General features: G+C 34.2%; 17 protein-coding genes. 1 reads left to right on the top strand and 16 read right to left on the bottom strand.

Features of this window, described 5'->3' with window-relative positions; all coding sequences use genetic code 11:
• Positions 1-60 precede the first annotated feature (60 nt).
• The 16 genes from ASD98_RS17515 to aspS form a co-directional block, all read right to left on the bottom strand.
• The gene (locus tag ASD98_RS17515) at positions 61-1,452 is read right to left on the bottom strand and encodes an NADH-quinone oxidoreductase subunit N (protein WP_056206838.1); all 1,392 of its coding nucleotides are present in this window, start codon (positions 1,450-1,452) and stop codon (positions 61-63) included.
• Positions 1,453-1,606: 154 nt separating this feature from the next.
• Positions 1,607-3,046, bottom strand: a complete 1,440-nt coding sequence (locus tag ASD98_RS17510; RefSeq protein ID WP_056206835.1) for a NuoM family protein — start codon at positions 3,044-3,046, stop codon at positions 1,607-1,609.
• A gap of 10 nt (positions 3,047-3,056) precedes the next feature.
• Positions 3,057-4,940 carry an NADH-quinone oxidoreductase subunit L gene (gene nuoL, locus ASD98_RS17505; RefSeq protein WP_056206832.1) on the bottom strand — a complete coding sequence of 628 codons (1,884 nt, stop codon included), beginning with the start codon at positions 4,938-4,940 and terminating at the stop codon, positions 3,057-3,059.
• A gap of 7 nt (positions 4,941-4,947) precedes the next feature.
• The gene (nuoK, locus tag ASD98_RS17500) at positions 4,948-5,268 is read right to left on the bottom strand and encodes an NADH-quinone oxidoreductase subunit NuoK (RefSeq protein ID WP_012023318.1); all 321 of its coding nucleotides are present in this window, start codon (positions 5,266-5,268) and stop codon (positions 4,948-4,950) included.
• On the bottom strand, positions 5,268-5,807 hold the full coding sequence (locus tag ASD98_RS17495) for an NADH-quinone oxidoreductase subunit J (protein ID WP_056206829.1): 540 nt from the start codon (positions 5,805-5,807) through the stop codon (positions 5,268-5,270). Before ASD98_RS17495 ends, nuoK begins: the two co-directional genes overlap by 1 nt.
• Positions 5,807-6,352 carry an NADH-quinone oxidoreductase subunit I gene (locus ASD98_RS17490; RefSeq protein ID WP_056206827.1) on the bottom strand — a complete coding sequence of 182 codons (546 nt, stop codon included), beginning with the start codon at positions 6,350-6,352 and terminating at the stop codon, positions 5,807-5,809. Before ASD98_RS17490 ends, ASD98_RS17495 begins: the two co-directional genes overlap by 1 nt.
• A gap of 83 nt (positions 6,353-6,435) precedes the next feature.
• Positions 6,436-7,491 carry an NADH-quinone oxidoreductase subunit NuoH gene (gene nuoH, locus ASD98_RS17485; RefSeq protein WP_056206824.1) on the bottom strand — a complete coding sequence of 352 codons (1,056 nt, stop codon included), beginning with the start codon at positions 7,489-7,491 and terminating at the stop codon, positions 6,436-6,438.
• A 2-nt stretch (positions 7,492-7,493) separates the two neighbouring features.
• On the bottom strand, positions 7,494-8,525 hold the full coding sequence (locus tag ASD98_RS17480; RefSeq protein WP_056206820.1) for a 2Fe-2S iron-sulfur cluster-binding protein: 1,032 nt from the start codon (positions 8,523-8,525) through the stop codon (positions 7,494-7,496).
• 171 nt (positions 8,526-8,696) lie between these two features.
• Positions 8,697-10,067, bottom strand: a complete 1,371-nt coding sequence (gene nuoF / locus ASD98_RS17475) for an NADH-quinone oxidoreductase subunit NuoF (protein ID WP_056206816.1) — start codon at positions 10,065-10,067, stop codon at positions 8,697-8,699.
• 1 nt (position 10,068) lies between these two features.
• Entirely contained in the window at positions 10,069-10,599 is a 531-nt protein-coding gene (locus ASD98_RS17470; RefSeq protein ID WP_056206813.1) for an NAD(P)H-dependent oxidoreductase subunit E, read from the bottom strand.
• Between the two features lie 191 nt (positions 10,600-10,790).
• Positions 10,791-12,029, bottom strand: coding sequence for an NADH-quinone oxidoreductase subunit D (locus ASD98_RS17465; protein ID WP_056206810.1), 1,239 nt, complete (start codon positions 12,027-12,029; stop codon positions 10,791-10,793).
• A 25-nt stretch (positions 12,030-12,054) separates the two neighbouring features.
• Entirely contained in the window at positions 12,055-12,576 is a 522-nt protein-coding gene (locus tag ASD98_RS17460) for an NADH-quinone oxidoreductase subunit C (protein ID WP_053471546.1), read from the bottom strand.
• 1 nt (position 12,577) lies between these two features.
• On the bottom strand, positions 12,578-13,126 hold the full coding sequence (locus tag ASD98_RS17455) for an NADH-quinone oxidoreductase subunit B (protein ID WP_053471545.1): 549 nt from the start codon (positions 13,124-13,126) through the stop codon (positions 12,578-12,580).
• A 161-nt stretch (positions 13,127-13,287) separates the two neighbouring features.
• Entirely contained in the window at positions 13,288-13,653 is a 366-nt protein-coding gene (locus tag ASD98_RS17450; protein WP_056207419.1) for an NADH-quinone oxidoreductase subunit A, read from the bottom strand.
• Between the two features lie 243 nt (positions 13,654-13,896).
• A complete protein-coding gene (locus ASD98_RS17445) occupies positions 13,897-14,091 on the bottom strand; it encodes a cold-shock protein (protein WP_007137066.1) in 195 nt (64 codons plus the stop codon).
• Between the two features lie 296 nt (positions 14,092-14,387).
• On the bottom strand, positions 14,388-16,142 hold the full coding sequence (aspS, locus tag ASD98_RS17440; protein WP_056206809.1) for an aspartate--tRNA ligase: 1,755 nt from the start codon (positions 16,140-16,142) through the stop codon (positions 14,388-14,390).
• Between the two features lie 157 nt (positions 16,143-16,299).
• Here aspS and ASD98_RS17435 point away from each other — a divergent pair, with 157 nt between their 5' ends.
• Entirely contained in the window at positions 16,300-17,298 is a 999-nt protein-coding gene (locus ASD98_RS17435) for a TlpA disulfide reductase family protein (RefSeq protein WP_056206807.1), read from the top strand.
• Positions 17,299-17,430 lie beyond the last annotated feature (132 nt).

Here is a 17,430-nt window from a genome sequence, read left to right as displayed (position 1 = left end):
AAAACAAAAAATCCATCAAAAGAAACTCTTGATGGATTTGTATATTTTTTATCTGAATTTTTAATTCAATAAATCTAAAACTAATGAAGGGAACAAGCCTAAAGCAATATTTAAACCAATTGAAATAATAGCAACGGCATAAATAAGAAATGGTTTTCCTGTACGCTCTTCATTTGGTTCTTTAGAATACATTGCCAAAATTAATTTGAAATAATATCCAACACTTATGATAGAGTTGATTACTGCAACAATTACGATGGCAATATAACCCGCATGAAGTGCCTGATCAAATAAGAATAATTTTGCAAAAAATCCTGAGAAAATCGGAATACCGGCCATAGATAATAATGAGCCAGTCAAGATTGCAGCCAATAACGGATTTGTTTTTCCTAAACCGTGAAAATTTGTAATATCTTCGTTATCCTGATTTTTACAAACGTATAAAATAACACTAAATGCAGCAATACCAGCTAAAGCGTAGGCAGCAGTATAATACAATAGAACTCCTGCAGAAGTGGCAATAGTTAAGAATGTTATTAACATGAAACCTGCATGTGAGATTCCAGAAAAAGCCAGCATACGTTTTACATTTACCTGACGCAAAGCCATGATATTTCCAACGGTCATAGAAGCGATTGAAATTACAAGAATGATATTTTCAAAAGTTCCTAAAAGATCTTGGTTTTCTAAAGATGGAATTAAATTCAATCCTGAAACTAATTTAAATAATGTTGCAATCGCTACTACTTTTGCCAAAGTACTCATTAAAGCAGTTGTTAAAGCCGGAGAGCCTTCGTAAACGTCTGGCGCCCAGAAGTGAAATGGTACAGCGGCAACTTTAAAGAACATTCCAATTGTCATTAAAATCATTCCGATAGGAAACCAGATTGGCAGCTCGGCAGATAATGAACTTTCGTGAATTTCTGCAATATCAAAAGTTCCCATAGCCCCGTAAATCAAACAAATTCCGAACAAGATAATTCCAGATGCGAAAGATCCCATTAAGAAATATTTCATACCGGCCTCATTACTTTTAATATTCAAACGATCGCTCGCTGCAAGAACATATAATGCGATAGATAAAATTTCGATTCCAAGGAAAAACATAGCTAAGTTTCCAAAAGAAACCATAGCAACTGATCCGGCTAATAAAAATACTTTTATAGCAATATAATCAGAGATTTTTGTCTGATGATTTTCGTAAAAATTATGACTTAATGCTACAAGGAAAATAGTCAAAATAATAAACAATGATGAAAATGCAGTAGAGAATTTGCTCACCGTAATCATATTATTGTAATAACTTGCTGTTGTTCCAAATTCGTAAAAATTAAGCGCCAAGACACCCAATAAACCTAAAATGGTAAACGGAACAATGCCTTTTCTAAAATTTAGAATTTCAAACAATAGGCAGAAAATACCCAATCCTGTTATAGCTATTAATGTATTCATTTTTGTTTTTTTGATTTAGGAAATCTAAAACTAATGATGCCCTAATTTATTTTTATTTAAAATATATTTTTAATTTTTCCTTCGATAATAATTTTAACTTTTTAAGAGTCAGGTAAATCTGAAATCACAAATCGTTAACCTTCAATCTAAAATCTTAATTTTTATTGATAACGTTTAAAATCGTTTCTAAACTTGGAGTAATCAAATCTGTAATTGGTTTTGGATAAAATCCAAAGAATATTAAAACAGCAATAATTGCTACCATAGAAATTCCTTCGTTTATAGAAACATCAGCAAAAGTTTTTGAATTAGTTTCTCCCAACATTACATTTTGGAACATTTTCAGCATATAGTAGGCTCCTAAAATAATAGTTGTTCCACCTAAAACAGCAAACCAGATATTAATTTGAGAAAGACTGTATAATACTGTAAACTCTCCAATAAAGTTAAATGTAGTTGGTAAAGCAACAGATGCCAATACCAAAATTAAAAACATTGAAGTGAATTTTGGAGACTGTGTACGGATGCCGCCTAATTCGCTAATATTTCTAGTTTCAAATCTTCTGTAGATAATTTCTGCAGCGTAGAATAATCCAACTACTACAAAACCGTGAGCGATCATTTGTAAAACAGCTCCGCGGAAACCATCAAGAGTTAAAGTATAAGATCCTGCAGCAATTAATCCAACGTGAGCAAGAGAGGAATAAGCTAATAATTTCTTTAAGTCTTTTTGTCTCAGCGCTACGATTGAGCCGTAGATAACTCCGGCAATTCCCAAAGCAATAAAAATATTCATGTATTCTTTTGCAGCAAGAGGAGCAATTGGCAACTGCCAGCGAATAACACTATATAATCCCATTTTTAACATGATACCAGATAAAAGCATTGTTCCAACAGTTGGTGCTTTTTGGTATACGTTTGCCTGCCATGTATGGAAAGGAATAATTGGAATCTTAATAGCATAAGCAAGGAAGAAAGCAAGGAAAATCCAAAGCTGCTCGCAAGCAGATAATTCTACTTTATATAAATCTTGAATTAAGAAAGAACCCGCTTTTTGGTATAAATAGATAAAAGCAGTCAACATAAACAATGAACCGGCAAGTGTGTAAATAAAGAATTTAACCACTGCTTTTCTGCGTTCTTCAGCATCTCCGTTACCCCAAATAAGAGCAATAAAATAAATAGGAATAAGAGCTAACTCCCAGAAAATATAATATAACAGACCATCTGCAGCAAGGAAAGTTCCTGTCATTGCAAATGCCATAAATAAAATTAGAGCATAAAAAGCTTTAGCATTTTTATATTCATTCCCAAAAGAAGAGAATATAATAATTGGGGTTAAAGCTGTTGTCAATAAAAGCATTGCAAGACCTAATCCGTCTGCATTTAGCGCAAAAGAAATTTTAGGCTGTGTGATCCACGCATTAATAAGGCTGATGTTTTCTCCAGCATTAAAATGGCTTAACAATACAACCGAACAGCCTAAAGCTGCCAAACTAAAGAACAAAGCTACTTTTGAAGCGAGTTTGTCACCAGCAAAATAGGTGATAAATGCACCAACTAAAAGAATAATTAATATAAGAGAAACGTTCATAGTTATAAAATTATTGAGCTAAAAATATATAAGAAACAATCGCGCAAAGACCTAAAACGAAAGCAAAAAGGTATAATCCGATACTCCCAGTCTGTAGTTTTTTACCTTGAAAAGCTAATTCATTTGTTATTTTTCCTAATCCAAAAACAAGTGTAGATAAGCCTGTTTCAACTTTGTCTCTAAAGAATCTTGATAATATGTTTACGGGGCGAACAATTATGAAATCATAAATTTCGTCTACATAATATTTGTCATATAAAAGTCTGTTCAAACCTATAATATTATCATCTGATTCAGGAACATTATCTTGTTTGAAATATTTGATATAAGCAATTAAAATTCCTAATAATCCGCCTAAAACAGCAACTCCCATTAAAATATATTCTGTTGCTCCTAAATGATGTTCTTCGCCAGCCGCTTTCGTGAAAAGAGGAGCTAAATATTCATTTAACCAGCTGTTTCCAGGTAAACTTATTAATCCTCCAAAAGTAGCTAAAAGAGCTAAAATCATTAAAGGGAAAGTAATTAAACCGTCACTTTCGTGTAAATGATGTTTTTGCTCTTCAGTTCCTCTAAAATCTTTAAAGAAAGTTAAGAACATCAATCTGAACATATAAAAAGCTGTCATAATTGAAGCAATAGATCCAATAACATATAATGGAATACTATGGTGGAAAGCAGTTAATAAAATTTCATCTTTTGAGAAGAAACCTGAGAAAAACGGAACTCCTGAAATGGCTAATGAAGAAATCAACATTGTCCAGAAAGTGATTGGCATTGCTTTACGCAATCCACCCATTTTACGCATATCCTGCTCACCGTGTAAACCGTGAATTACAGAACCAGATCCTAAGAATAAACAAGCTTTAAAGAAAGCATGTGTGATTACGTGAAAAACAGCTACTTCATAAGCTCCAAATCCTAATGCCAAAAACATTAATCCCAATTGAGAAACTGTAGAGTAAGCCAATACTTTTTTAATGTCAGTCTGTACTAGACCAATTGTAGCCGCAACTAATGAAGTTATGGCTCCCACAATTGCAATTACAGTCTGCACATCTGTTGCAAGATCAAAAACAAAGTTCAATCTCGTCACCATGAAAATACCAGCTGTTACCATCGTAGCAGCGTGAATCAACGCAGAAACAGGAGTTGGTCCCGCCATCGCATCTGGCAACCAAGTGTACAACGGAATTTGAGCTGATTTACCACAAGCTCCAATAAACAAACATAAAGCAGCTAAAGAAAGCAATGGTAAATTTAAGTTTGCTGTTCCCGCGATTGCAGTTTTTAAAGTTGTATAATCTAATGTTGAGAACATTGAACCAATAATGAACATACCAATTAAAAGACCTAAATCTCCAATTCTGTTCATGATGAAAGCCTTTTTTGCAGCATCATTATAATCCTGGTTTTTATGCCAGAATCCGATTAGTAAATAAGAGCAAAGTCCAACACCTTCCCAACCAATAAATAGAACTAATAAGTTGCTTCCAATTACAAGCGTAATCATAAAGAATACGAACAGATTTAAATAAGCAAAAAACTTGTGCATATTCTCATCGTCATGCATGTAACTGATAGAGTATAAGTGAATCAAAGATCCAATTCCGGTTACAAACAATAACCAAAGAACAGATAATTGATCTAATAAAAATCCAAGATTGATTTTTAGATTACTAATTTGAATCCAGTCAAATAAAGTAACTTCAATTCCTTTTCCAGTTGAAGTTATTTGATTAAAAAGAACAAGAGTAACTATAAAAGAAACAGCCACGGCAGCAGTTCCGATAATTCCGGAAACTGTTTTCCCTAAGCTTTTTCCAAAGAAAACATTGATTAAAAATCCTAAAAAAGGAGCTAAAACTAAAACTAAAGCTAAATTGGTATCCATTTCTATTTTATCCTTTTAAATTTTTTAAATTATCGATACTAATTGAACCGATGTTTCTGAAAATAGAAACTAAAATCGCCAATCCTACCGCAACTTCAGCAGCAGCAACCGCCATCGAAAAGAATACAAAAACTTGTCCTTGTGCATCCTGATGGTAAGTTGAAAAAGCCACAAATAAAAGGTTTACTGCATTTAGCATGATCTCGATAGACATGAAAACGATAATTGAATTTCGTCTGTACAATACACCAAAAACACCAATACAAAAAAGTACAACACTTAAAAAGATGTAATTTTCAATACCTATTTGATTTAATATATTACCCATTATTTATTTAATTTTTCTTTTTTAGACAATAATACAGTTCCAATCATCGCTACCAAAAGTAAAACAGAAGCAAATTCAAAAGGCACCATATATTCGTTTAATAATATTTTACCCAAAACTTTAATTGATTGGAAATCTTCTCCAGTTGAATCGTAATCACCAACAATTGGTTTAGAATTGATGAAGATTGCAATTAAAACAATAACAATCAAACAGAAAGAAACAATAGCTCCCAAACGCGTAATCCTTGGTCGGTGAACATCTTTTTGTTCGTTAAGATTCATCAACATAATCGTAAACAGGAACAAAATCATAATCGCTCCGGCGTATACTATTATATGTACAACAGCTAAAAATTGAGAGTTCAATAATAAATAATGGCCAGCAATAGAGAAGAAGCAAATCACTAAATAGATAGCAGAGTGAATTGGGTTTCGGCTAAAAATGGTTAAAAATGCAGTTATTACCGTAATAAACGCTAAAATACAAAATATAACACCTACAGGAGTTGCGTTTGCGAAATCAGGAATATGTATCATTAGTTAGCGTTATTAAGTTGCGAATTTTTAATAGCCATTTCTAAAGGCATCACTAATTTGTCTTTTCCAAAGATGAAATCTTCTCTTTCATAACTTGCAGGAACTAAAACCTTAGAAGTTGTCAAGTAAATCGCGTCTTTTGGGCAAGCCTCTTCACATAAACCACAGAAAATACAACGAAGCATATTTATTTCATAAATCGAAGCATATTTTTCTTCTCTGTATAAATGTTTCTCGTCTGGCTTACGTTCAGCAGCTTTCATTGTAATAGCTTCAGCAGGACATGATAAAGCACATAATCCACAGGCAGTACAGTTTTCACGACCTTGCTCATCACGTTTCAACATGTGCTGACCACGATAAACCGGACTCATTTGTCTAACCTGTTCAGGATAATGAATCGTAACTTTTTTTCTAAAAAGGTGTTTAAGCGTGATAGCCAGACCCTTTACAATCGCCACAAGATACAATCGCTCAATAAAAGTCATGTCTTTATTTGACACCACCTTTTTTCTACCCGATAATGATATAGTTTCTATTGACATTTTACTATTATAATTTATGATTCAAAATTTGATTAATCAAATTCAAATCTATTTTGTTTTTTATTTGAAACCAATTACGGTTCTTAGAATCCTAGAGCTGCTGCGATATCGTGTCTTAAAATAACAGCACCCGTAATCATAATATTAATAATCGAAAGCGGAATTAAAATTCTCCAGCCCAAGTTCATTAATTGATCATATCTAAATCTTGGAATTGTCCAACGTACCCACATGTAAAAGAATATGAAGAAACATATTTTTACAAATAATACCGCAATCCCTAAAAGATTAGCTGTGTTTACACCAACATTTTCTACCATCCATTGCATTCCAGGATAGTTGTAACCTCCAAAGAACAATACAGAAATAATAGTTGCAGAAGTAAACATACTCGCATATTCAGCAAATAAATAGAATCCCATTTTCATGGAAGAATATTCAGTATGGTAACCTCCAATTAATTCAGATTCACATTCAGCCAAATCAAAAGGAGTTCTGTTAGTTTCTGCAAATGAACAAATTAAGAAAATTAAAAATGACAAAGGCTGATAAAAAACATTCCAGTTCATTCCTTGTTGCTGTAATGACATTTCTTTTAAACTCATTGTCCCTGTCATCATCAATAATGCGATCATTGATAATCCCATGGCAACTTCATAAGAAACCATTTGCGAAGCTGCGCGAACTGCTCCCATTAATGAGAATTTATTGTTAGAAGCCCATCCACCAATCATGATACCATAAACTCCAACAGAAAGAACTCCAAAAATGTATAATAAAGCGATGTTTACATCAGTTGCCTGAAGAATAATGTCTCTTCCAAAAAGATGAAGTCTGTCTCCCCAAGGAATTACAGCACTTGTCATCAAAGCTGTACTCATGGCAATTGCCGGACCTACAACAAATAAGAATCTATTTGGTGTGTTTGGGAAAAATTCTTCTTTAGAGAATAATTTCATACCATCGGCAAGCGGCTGTAATAGACCTCCCCATCCCGCACGGTTTGGTCCAACACGGTCTTGTAAGAAAGCCGCAACTTTACGTTCAGCCCAAGTAGAATACATTGCCATAATCATTGTTACCGCAAAAACGACAACAATAACAACACTTTTTTCTATAATAAATGCACCATCTACCATTGTTAAGAATTTTGGTTGTTAGTGTTTAATGGAATTTCAGCCATACTAATTTTTTTACGGTCAATATCTCTACCCATAAGAATATTCTTTTCAGTATCGATTTGTACTTTTTCTAATTTTTGTACGTAATTGTTTTGGTTGATAACAGAATCTTTTTCAAATTCTCTTGGTCCTTCAATTACCCAGTCATTTACATTTTTGTGATCAAAACGACAGCTGTTGCAAATGAATTCTTCCACTTCATGGTACTCGTCTTTACGGCCCGTTACACGTTGAATTTCTCCACCAAACATCCAAACTGTAGTTTTTCCGCAGCATCCAGGAGTAGTACACTCTCTGTGCGCGTTATAAGGTTTATTAAACCAAACTCTTGATTTAAAACGGAAAGTTTTATCAGTTAAAGCTCCAACCGGACAAACGTCAATCATGTTTCCAGAAAACTCATTGTCGATTGCTTTAGAAATTCCAGTTGAAATATTAGCGTGGTCACCACGATCTAACACTCCGTGAACTCTGTTGTCTGTCAATTGATCTGCAACTTGTACACATCTTTGGCATAAAATACAACGGTTCATATGCAGTTGAATATTTGGACCAATATCTTCTGGTTCAAATGTTCTTTTTTCTTCTATAAAACGTGATTTTGGGTTTCCGTGCTCAAAACTTAAGTTTTGAAGATCACATTCACCCGCCTGATCACAAATAGGGCAGTCTAATGGGTGGTTGATCAATAAAAATTCGGTTACAGATTTACGTGCTTCGGTAACTCTGTCAGAAGATTTACTGTTTACTTCCATTCCGTCCATACATCCTGTTACACAAGATGCCATTAATTTTGGCATTGGTCTTGGGTCAGCTTCGCTACCTTTAGAAACTTCAACTAAACAACAACGGCATTTTCCGCCACTGCCTTTTAATTTTGAGTAATAGCACATGGCTGGCGGTACCAAATCTCCACCAATCATACGTGCAGCCTGCAGGATCGTTGTTCCTGGCTCTACGTCTATACTTTGACCGTCTATGGTTACTTTCATCTCTTATTTGTTTTTTTAGTTTCAGGTTTAAAGTTTCAGGTTGCTAAACGTGAAACTATAATAACTTGAAACTTGAAACTATTTTAAACTTTTTTGTTGAAAGTCGGAATATTTTAAAGAATTGCTGTCCTTTTTAATATTATGAACTTTATAACTTTCTGCTTTTTATTTTTATACGATTACTTTACCGCCTACTAAATGCTTTACTTGCGAAAAAGGTTCAGCAACAAAGTGATCTCTATTTTTGATTTTTTCTGGGAAACGAACGTGATATTCGAACTCATCTCTAAAGTGACGAATCGCTGCTGCTACTGGCCAAGAAGCTGCGTCACCAAGCGGACAAATTGTGTTTCCTTCAATTTTACTCTGAATACTCCAAAGCAATTCGATATCCTCTTCACGGCCTTGACCGTTTTCGATTCTCCACAAGATTTTTTCTAACCATCCAGTTCCTTCACGGCAAGGTGTGCATTGTCCGCAAGATTCGTGGTGGTAAAAACGAGCAAAGTTCCAAGTGTTTCTTACGACACAAGCAGTATCATTGTAAACAATAAACCCGCCTGAACCTAACATAGATCCGGTAGCAAAACCACCATCACTTAATGATTCGTAAGTCATTAAACGATCTTCACCGTTTGCTGTTTTGAAAATCAATTCTGCTGGTAAAATTGGCACTGATGAACCTCCCGGTACAAATGCTTTTAATGGACGGCTAGAAGACATTCCTCCTAAATATTCATCAGAATTCATGAATTCGTCAACACTTAAACCTAATTCAATTTCATAAACTCCAGGATTTTTGATGTGTCCGGAAGCAGAAATTAATTTAGTTCCTGTAGAACGTCCAATTCCAATTTTTGCATAATCGTCACCTGAATTGTTTACAATCCACGGCACAGTTGCGATAGTTTCAACATTGTTTACTACTGTTGGATTTGCCCAAAGTCCCGAAACCGCAGGGAATGGCGGCTTAATACGAGGATTTCCTCTTTTACCTTCCAAAGACTCGATAAGTGCAGTTTCTTCTCCGCAGATATAAGCTCCGGCTCCACAGTGAACATGCAGTTCAAGATCGTAACCTGAACCTAATATATTTTTTCCTAACCAGCCTGCAGCTTTAGCCTCGGCGATTGCTCTTTCTAAAATTTTGTAAACCCACATATATTCTCCACGAATGTAGATATACGAAAGGTTAGCGCCTAAAGCGTAACTAGAAGTAATCATTCCTTCGATCAATAAGTGAGGAATAAATTCCATCAAATAACGATCTTTGAAAGTTCCCGGTTCTGATTCATCGGCGTTACAAACTAAGTGTCTTGGTTTTCCTGATTTTTTATCAATAAAGCTCCATTTCATTCCGGCAGGGAAACCCGCACCGCCACGACCACGAAGACCTGATTTTTTTACTTCTTCAGTAACTTCATCTGGTGTAAGTGTTTTTAAAGCTTTTTCTACAGAAGCATAACCGCCATTTTGACGATATACTTCGTAGGTTTTAATTCCAGGAATATTGATTTTATCTAATAATATTTTTTGTGACATCTTATTTATCGTGTAATATTATTTTATCATCTTTACAATCAGCGATTAACTGATCGATTTTTTCTTCTGTCAATTTTTCTTTGTAGAAATCGCCTAACTGCATCATCGGAGCGTATCCGCAAGCACCTAAACATTCTACACCAGCAATGGTAAACATTCCATCTGCAGTTGTTTCACCCATTTTAATGCCTAATTTTTCAGAAGTATAATCCATTAAATTTTCGGCACCGTTTAAACAACAACAAGAAGTCTGGCAAAACTCAAACATGTATTTACCAATTGGCTTTTGGTTGAACATGGTATAGAAAGTAACCACTTCATAAACCTCAATTGGTTTTATCTGAAGAATTTCGGCAACTTTATCTTGTAGTTCAGTACTAAGCCAGTTGTTATGTGCATCTTGAACCTCATGCAAAACAGGCAGTAAAGCCGATTTTTGTTTGCCTTCCGGATAATGACTAATCAATTCATTGATACGAGTGATCAATGCCTCAGTCATATTTATTTCTTGTTTGTAATGTTTACGTTCCATTTTTATTTTAGATTTTAGATTTTAGATTTTAGATTTTTTCAATCTTTGTCCGTAATCCATATTCTGCAATCTTGTATTAGTTTTTAGATCCTTGATCTGAATTCTTCAATTCTATATAAGTTAGATTTTCAATCTAAATTTTGGATATGCATCTGCGATCTAAAATCTAAAATATTCAATCTAAAATTTTTTTACGCGTCTAATTCTCCTGCAATTACATTTAAACTTGATAATATAACAATTGCATCAGAAAGTAAAGCACCTTTAATCATTTCAGGATATGCTTGATAATAAATAAAGCAAGGTCTTCTGAAATGTAATCTATATGGAGTTCTGCTTCCGTCTGTAACCAAATAAAACCCTAATTCTCCATTACCTCCTTCAACAGGATGGTAAATTTCGGCAACAGGAACAGGAACTTCTCCCATTACAATTTTAAAGTGATAGATTAAAGATTCCATCGAATTATATACGTCTTCTTTTGGAGGAAGATAATAATCAGGAACCTGAGCATGATATTCGTTTCCTTCTGGCATTTTTTCCAAAGCCTGGCGAATAATGCTTAAACTTTCCCAAACTTCAGCGTTACGAACACAGAAACGATCATAAGTGTCACCTGATTTTCCAACCGGAACAATAAAATCAAAATCTTCGTAGGAAGAGTAAGGTTGTGCAACACGAACATCGTAATCAACTCCTGCAGCACGTAAGTTTGGACCTGTAAATCCGTATGCCATTGCCTGCTCTGCAGTAATTGCACCAACGTTTACAGTTCTGTCAAGGAAAATTCTATTTCTTTCGAATAAGTTTTCGAATTCTTTCCAAGCAATTGGAAATTCTTCAAGGAAAGTATCTAGTTTTTTGAAAGCTTCTGGAGACCAGTCTCTTTCAAAACCACCAATTCTTCCCATATTTGTAGTCAAACGAGCTCCGCAAATTTCTTCGTAGATTTCGTAGATTTTTTCTCTAAATTGAAAAACGTACAAGAAACCAGTATACGCACCAGTATCTACACCTAAAATCGAGTTACAGATAAGATGGTCTGTAATACGGGCAAGTTCCATTATGATAACTCTTAAATACTGCGCTCTTTTTGGAACTTCAACACCTAACAGTTTCTCTAATGTCATCCACCATCCCATATTATTAATAGGAGAGGAACAATAGTTCATACGGTCTGTAAGAGGTGTAATTTGGTAAAAAGGACGATTTTCGGCAATTTTTTCGAAAGCTCTGTGGATGTAACCAATAGTTGGTTCAGCTTCTAGAATTCTTTCACCATCCATTAATAGGATATTTTGAAAAATACCGTGAGTCGCAGGGTGGGTAGGACCTAAATTTAGAACTGAAAGCTCGCTTCCGTCTTCGTTTAGTTTCTCCTTAATTATTTTAGCATAACGATGCTCTGGTGGTAATAATAGTTCTGACATTTTATAATGTTGAATTATTTATTTTTTAGCAATTTGTTGTTGTTCTTCCAAAGAATCTGTCGTCTTTATCAGTTCTTCCGCTGTCTTCCATTGGGAATTCTTTTCTCATTGGGAAAGACACCATTTCATCCATATTCAAAATACGTTTCAATTGCGGGTGGCCAATAAAATTGATTCCGTAGAAATCGTATGTTTCTCTTTCCATCCAGTTTGAACTTAAGAAGATATTAGAAACAGTTTTGATCTCTGGTTTTTCGCCATTCAGATAAACTTTAATTCTAAGACGTTTGTTTTCGTACCAGTTGTGTAAATGATATACGATAGCAAACTGACGTTCTGAATCGTTGTCCGGGTAATGAACCCCGCATAAATCTGTTAAAAAGTGAAAACGCAGTTCAGAATCGTTTTTAAGGAATAAAATCAACGCTGTAATTTTATCAGCTGAAGCTTCTAAAGAAAAAATATCTCTTTCTTGCTGAAAGTTAAAAACATCGTTATTAAATGTTTCTGTAAGTTTATCTTGAATCAGGGTATTTTCTAAAGCCATCTTATGAGATATTATATGAAGCTAATAATTCTTGGTATTCTGGTGAACTTCTGCGTCTAACAGATTCGCTTTTTACCAATTCTTGTAATCTCATTACACCATCAACAATTTGCTCTGGTCTTGGCGGGCATCCAGGAACATACACGTCAACCGGGATTACTTTATCAATTCCTTGTAAAACTGAGTAAGTGTCGAAAATACCTCCTGATGAAGCGCAAGCTCCAACAGCAATTACCCAGCGAGGCTCAGACATTTGTTCGTAAACTTGTCTTAAAATTGGAGCCATTTTTTTAGAAATTGTTCCCATTACTAATAACATATCTGCCTGACGAGGAGAGAAACTCACACGTTCAGATCCAAATCGTGCTAAATCGTAATGTGAAGCCATTGTTGCCATAAACTCAATTCCGCAGCAAGATGTTGCGAATGGTAAAGGCCAAAGAGAATTCGCGCGTGCCAAACCCACAACATCATTTAGTTTTGTAGCGAAGAAACCTTCTCCTACAACTCCTTCCGGTGGCGCAACCATATTTACATTTGAATCGCTCATTTTAATTTTAGATTGTAGATTTCTGATTTTTGATTTTGTCAATCCTGAACCGAAATCAATATTTTAAAAATCAATATTGTATTTTGAGAATTTTTGTTTTTCAAATCTAAATTCTAAATCTCTTTCAATCTAAAATCTATAATCTGAAATCTAAAATTTCTTTATTCCCACTCTAATGCTTTCTTTTTGATGATGTAGAAAAACCCAACCAAAAGTAAAGACATAAAAACGATCATTTTAAGCATTCCTTCTATGCCAAGATCTTTAAAGTTTACTGCCCAAGGATAAAGGAAAATTACCTCTACGTCAAACAATACAAACAAAATTGCTACCAGGAAATATTTTACAGAAAAAGGAATACGGGCATTACCAACAGATTCGATACCACACTCGAAGTTTTTATCTTTAACTTCAGAGGTTCTTTTTGGGCCTAATTTTCCAGAAATAATGATTGTTCCTACCACAAAACCAACAGCCAGAATGAACTGCATTAAGATAGGAATGTAACTGTATTGATCAGATTGCATAAGCTTAGCTTTTTTACTTAAAGAATAAGCCACAAAGATAACTTTCAACTATGTAAATCACAAACTAAAGGGAGATATAAGTACCCCATCAAAGCGCGTTTACATGTAATTTTTATTGATTATAAATAACACATGCTTTTTTTAATATTTTTTTAAGAAATGGACAAAAAAAAACGTTTCGAAATTAATCGAAACGTTTTTAAAACCATTCAGAGGCAAAAAAAATAAATTGCTATATTTTTCTTAGATTACTGCTACTTTAGCAGCAACTTTCCCTTTTCTTCCTTCTTCTTCTTCATAGCTTACACGGTCTCCTTCGCGTAATTCTTCCGCGTTAATTCCTGAAGCGTGAACGAAGATGTCCTTTCCTGTTTCTTCGTCTGTAATGAATCCATAACCTTTAGATTCATTGAAAAATTTTACTGTACCTGTACGCATTGTAATTGTAATAATAATTTATAATAAAGCAAATGTAATATATAAATTCATACAAAAGACATCTACCTGTTAATTTTTTGTAAAAATTATTGATTTCCAGTGTTTTTACGTAGTTTATTGCATCAAATTATATATGAAATACCATAATTTGAGAATCATTAATTGTAAGAATATCAAAAAGATGAACTTGTAGGAATTTAATATTTTAATAAGTGTAAATCTGCCCATTATTTTTTGTGCCTTTAAGACATAAAAAAACAGCTGAAACTCAGCTGTTTTTAATATTTAAATTTCTATTAATATATAGAATCAATTTTAATATGTAATTCTTTCAATTGAGATTCATCAATTGTTGATGGAGCATCAATCATAACATCGCGTCCTGAATTGTTTTTAGGGAAAGCGATAAAATCTCTAATAGTTTCCTGACCGCCTAAAATGGCAACCAATCTATCCAAACCAAAAGCTAAACCGCCGTGAGGAGGCGCTCCAAATTGAAAAGCATCCATTAAGAAACCAAATTGAGCTTTTGCTTCTTCTTCAGTAAATCCTAAATATTTAAACATTAACTGCTGTGTCGCTTTATCGTGAATACGAATAGATCCACCGCCAATTTCGTTTCCGTTTAAAACCATATCGTAAGCATTTGCACGAACTTTTCCCGGTTCTGTTTCCAACAAAGCCATATCTTCTGGTTTTGGTGAAGTAAATGGGTGATGCATCGCATGATAACGACCGCTTTCTTCGTCAAGTTCCAATAATGGGAAATCAACAACCCATAACGGTGCAAACTCTTCAGGATTACGCAATCCTAAACGAGTTGCTAATTCCATACGAAGTGCTGAAAGCTGCGCACGTGTTTTATTTGCCGGACCAGAAAGTACAAAAATCATGTCTCCGGAATTTGCTTCTGTAGCTTTTGCCCAGTTTGCTAAATCATCATTATCGTAGAATTTATCTACGGATGATTTGTATGTTCCGTCTTCATTGCATTTTACATAAACCATTCCAGACGCTCCAACTTGCGGACGTTTTACCCAGTCAATTAATCCGTCAATTTCTTTACGGGTATAATTTCCTGCTCCCGGAACTGCAATTCCCACCACTAATTCAGCTGAATTGAAAACTGGGAATTCTTTATGCTGTGCAAATTCGTTTAACTCACCAAACTTCATCCCAAAACGAATGTCCGGTTTGTCATTTCCGTATGTTTTCATAGCATAATCGTAGGTAATTCTCGGAAATTTATCTACTTCTATACCTTTAATTTCTTTCAATAAATGTCTTGTCAAACCTTCGAAAACATTCAAAATGTCTTCTTGTTCTACAAATGCCATTTCGCAGTCAATTTGTGTAAACTCAGGCTGACGGTCTGCACGTAAATCCTCATCACGGAAACATTTCACAATTTGAAAATATTTATCCATTCCACCCACCATCAATAATTGCTTGAAAGTTTGCGGAGATTGCGGCAATGCATAAAATTGTCCTTCGTTCATACGGCTTGGTACAACGAAATCTCTTGCTCCTTCCGGAGTCGATTTGATTAAATAAGGAGTTTCAACTTCGCAGAAATCTAAATCAGATAGATATTTACGAACTTCCATTGCTACTTTATGACGGAACAATAAGCTGTTTTTTACCGGATTTCTACGAATATCTAAATAACGGTATTTCATTCTGATATCTTCACCACCGTCAGTTTCATCTTCAATTGTGAAAGGAGGCGTTAAAGCAGCATTTAAAATCGTTAATTCAGAAACTAAAATTTCGATTTCACCAGTCGGAATGTTTTTGTTTTTTGCTTCACGCTCAATAACAGTTCCTTTTACCTGAATTACAAACTCACGAGCAAGAGTTTTGGCCAATTCAAAAACGGTTTTATCAGTACGACTTTCGTCGAAAATAAGCTGTGTAATTCCATAACGGTCGCGTAAATCGACCCAATTCATAAATCCTTTATCACGTGATTTTTGAACCCAGCCCGCAAGTGTAACTTCGGTATTAATATTTGAAGCGTTTAATTCGCCGCAATTATGACTTCTATACATAATCTCAATTTTAGACTGCAAAAGTAAACACAAAATTCAAATTAATATAACAAAGTGTGCAACTAGATGATTATTAATTTGAAATATTTTGTTAATTCTTAAATTTTGAACTTGTAATTTCTTTAGATTTGATGTACTAAAAACAAACTTAAATACTATGAAGAAACTTCTTATTGCAGGTTTAGTGCTTTTCAGTGCTTTGAATATCAGCGCACAATCTAAAAAATATGTGACTTTTGAAGCAAATATAGCCAACAGAAATACTGACATTATAAAGATTATTAATGAAGGCAGAGTAATCAAAACCATCTATGTCGATAAGAATGGTATTTTTAAAGATACTCTGGTTGTTGATGGAGGCAGAAGCCGATTATATGATGGTGTAGAATCGACAGAATTGTTTCTAAAAAATGGTTACGATATAAAACTGAAAATGGATGCCAAACAATTTGATGAATCTATTGTTTACACTGGTAAAGGAAGTGCAGAAAACAACATTTTAGCGCAGCGTATTTTAGCCGATGAAAAACTTTATGACAATAGTGTTGCTTCTCTGGACGATGCTGCTTTTAATAAGTTGGTCGATGCAAAAAAAGCCGGCGATGCTGCTCGTTTAAAAGATAAAAATCTAGATCCAGAATTTGTAAAAATTGAAACAGAAAATGGAGCTAACGCAATTGCAGAAATATCTCAATATCGTAAAGAAGCTCAGGATATTGCAAAAATGAATAATAAGCCATCTCCTGAGTTTGACTATGAAAACCATAAAGGAGGTAAAACCAAACTTTCTGATTTAAAAGGTAAATATGTTTATATTGATCTTTGGGCAACGTGGTGCGGACCTTGTAGAGGAGAAATTCCTTATTTGCAAAAAGTGGAGGAAAAATATCATGGAAAAAATATTGAGTTTGTAAGTATTTCGATAGATACTCCAAAAGATCATGATAAATGGCAAAAGTTTGTAACCGATAAACAACTTGGAGGTATTCAGTTATTTTCTGATAATGAATGGAAATCGGAGTTTGTAACAAGTTATAATGTAACCGGAATTCCGAGATTTATTTTGATTGATCCAAAAGGGAATGTTGTTGATGCAAATGCGTCCAGACCCTCTTCTCCAGACCTTGAAAAGCAGTTAGATTCATTATTGAACTAATTTATGGATTAAATTTATAACGTTATAGTGATTTTAGTTTTTTGCTAAAACACCAGTAAAACCAATGCTTTAGCGTTGGTTTTTTTGTTTTTGGGAAATTTCCAATGTTAAGTTTTTATTCAATGTTACCAA

Origin of the sequence: Flavobacterium sp. Root186 (genome assembly GCF_001428525.1) — a bacterium.
Classification (GTDB): Bacteria; Bacteroidota; Bacteroidia; order Flavobacteriales; family Flavobacteriaceae; genus Flavobacterium.
The sequence above is the reverse complement of the archived record's forward strand: the minus strand, read 5'-3'. Positions and strand labels throughout refer to the sequence as shown.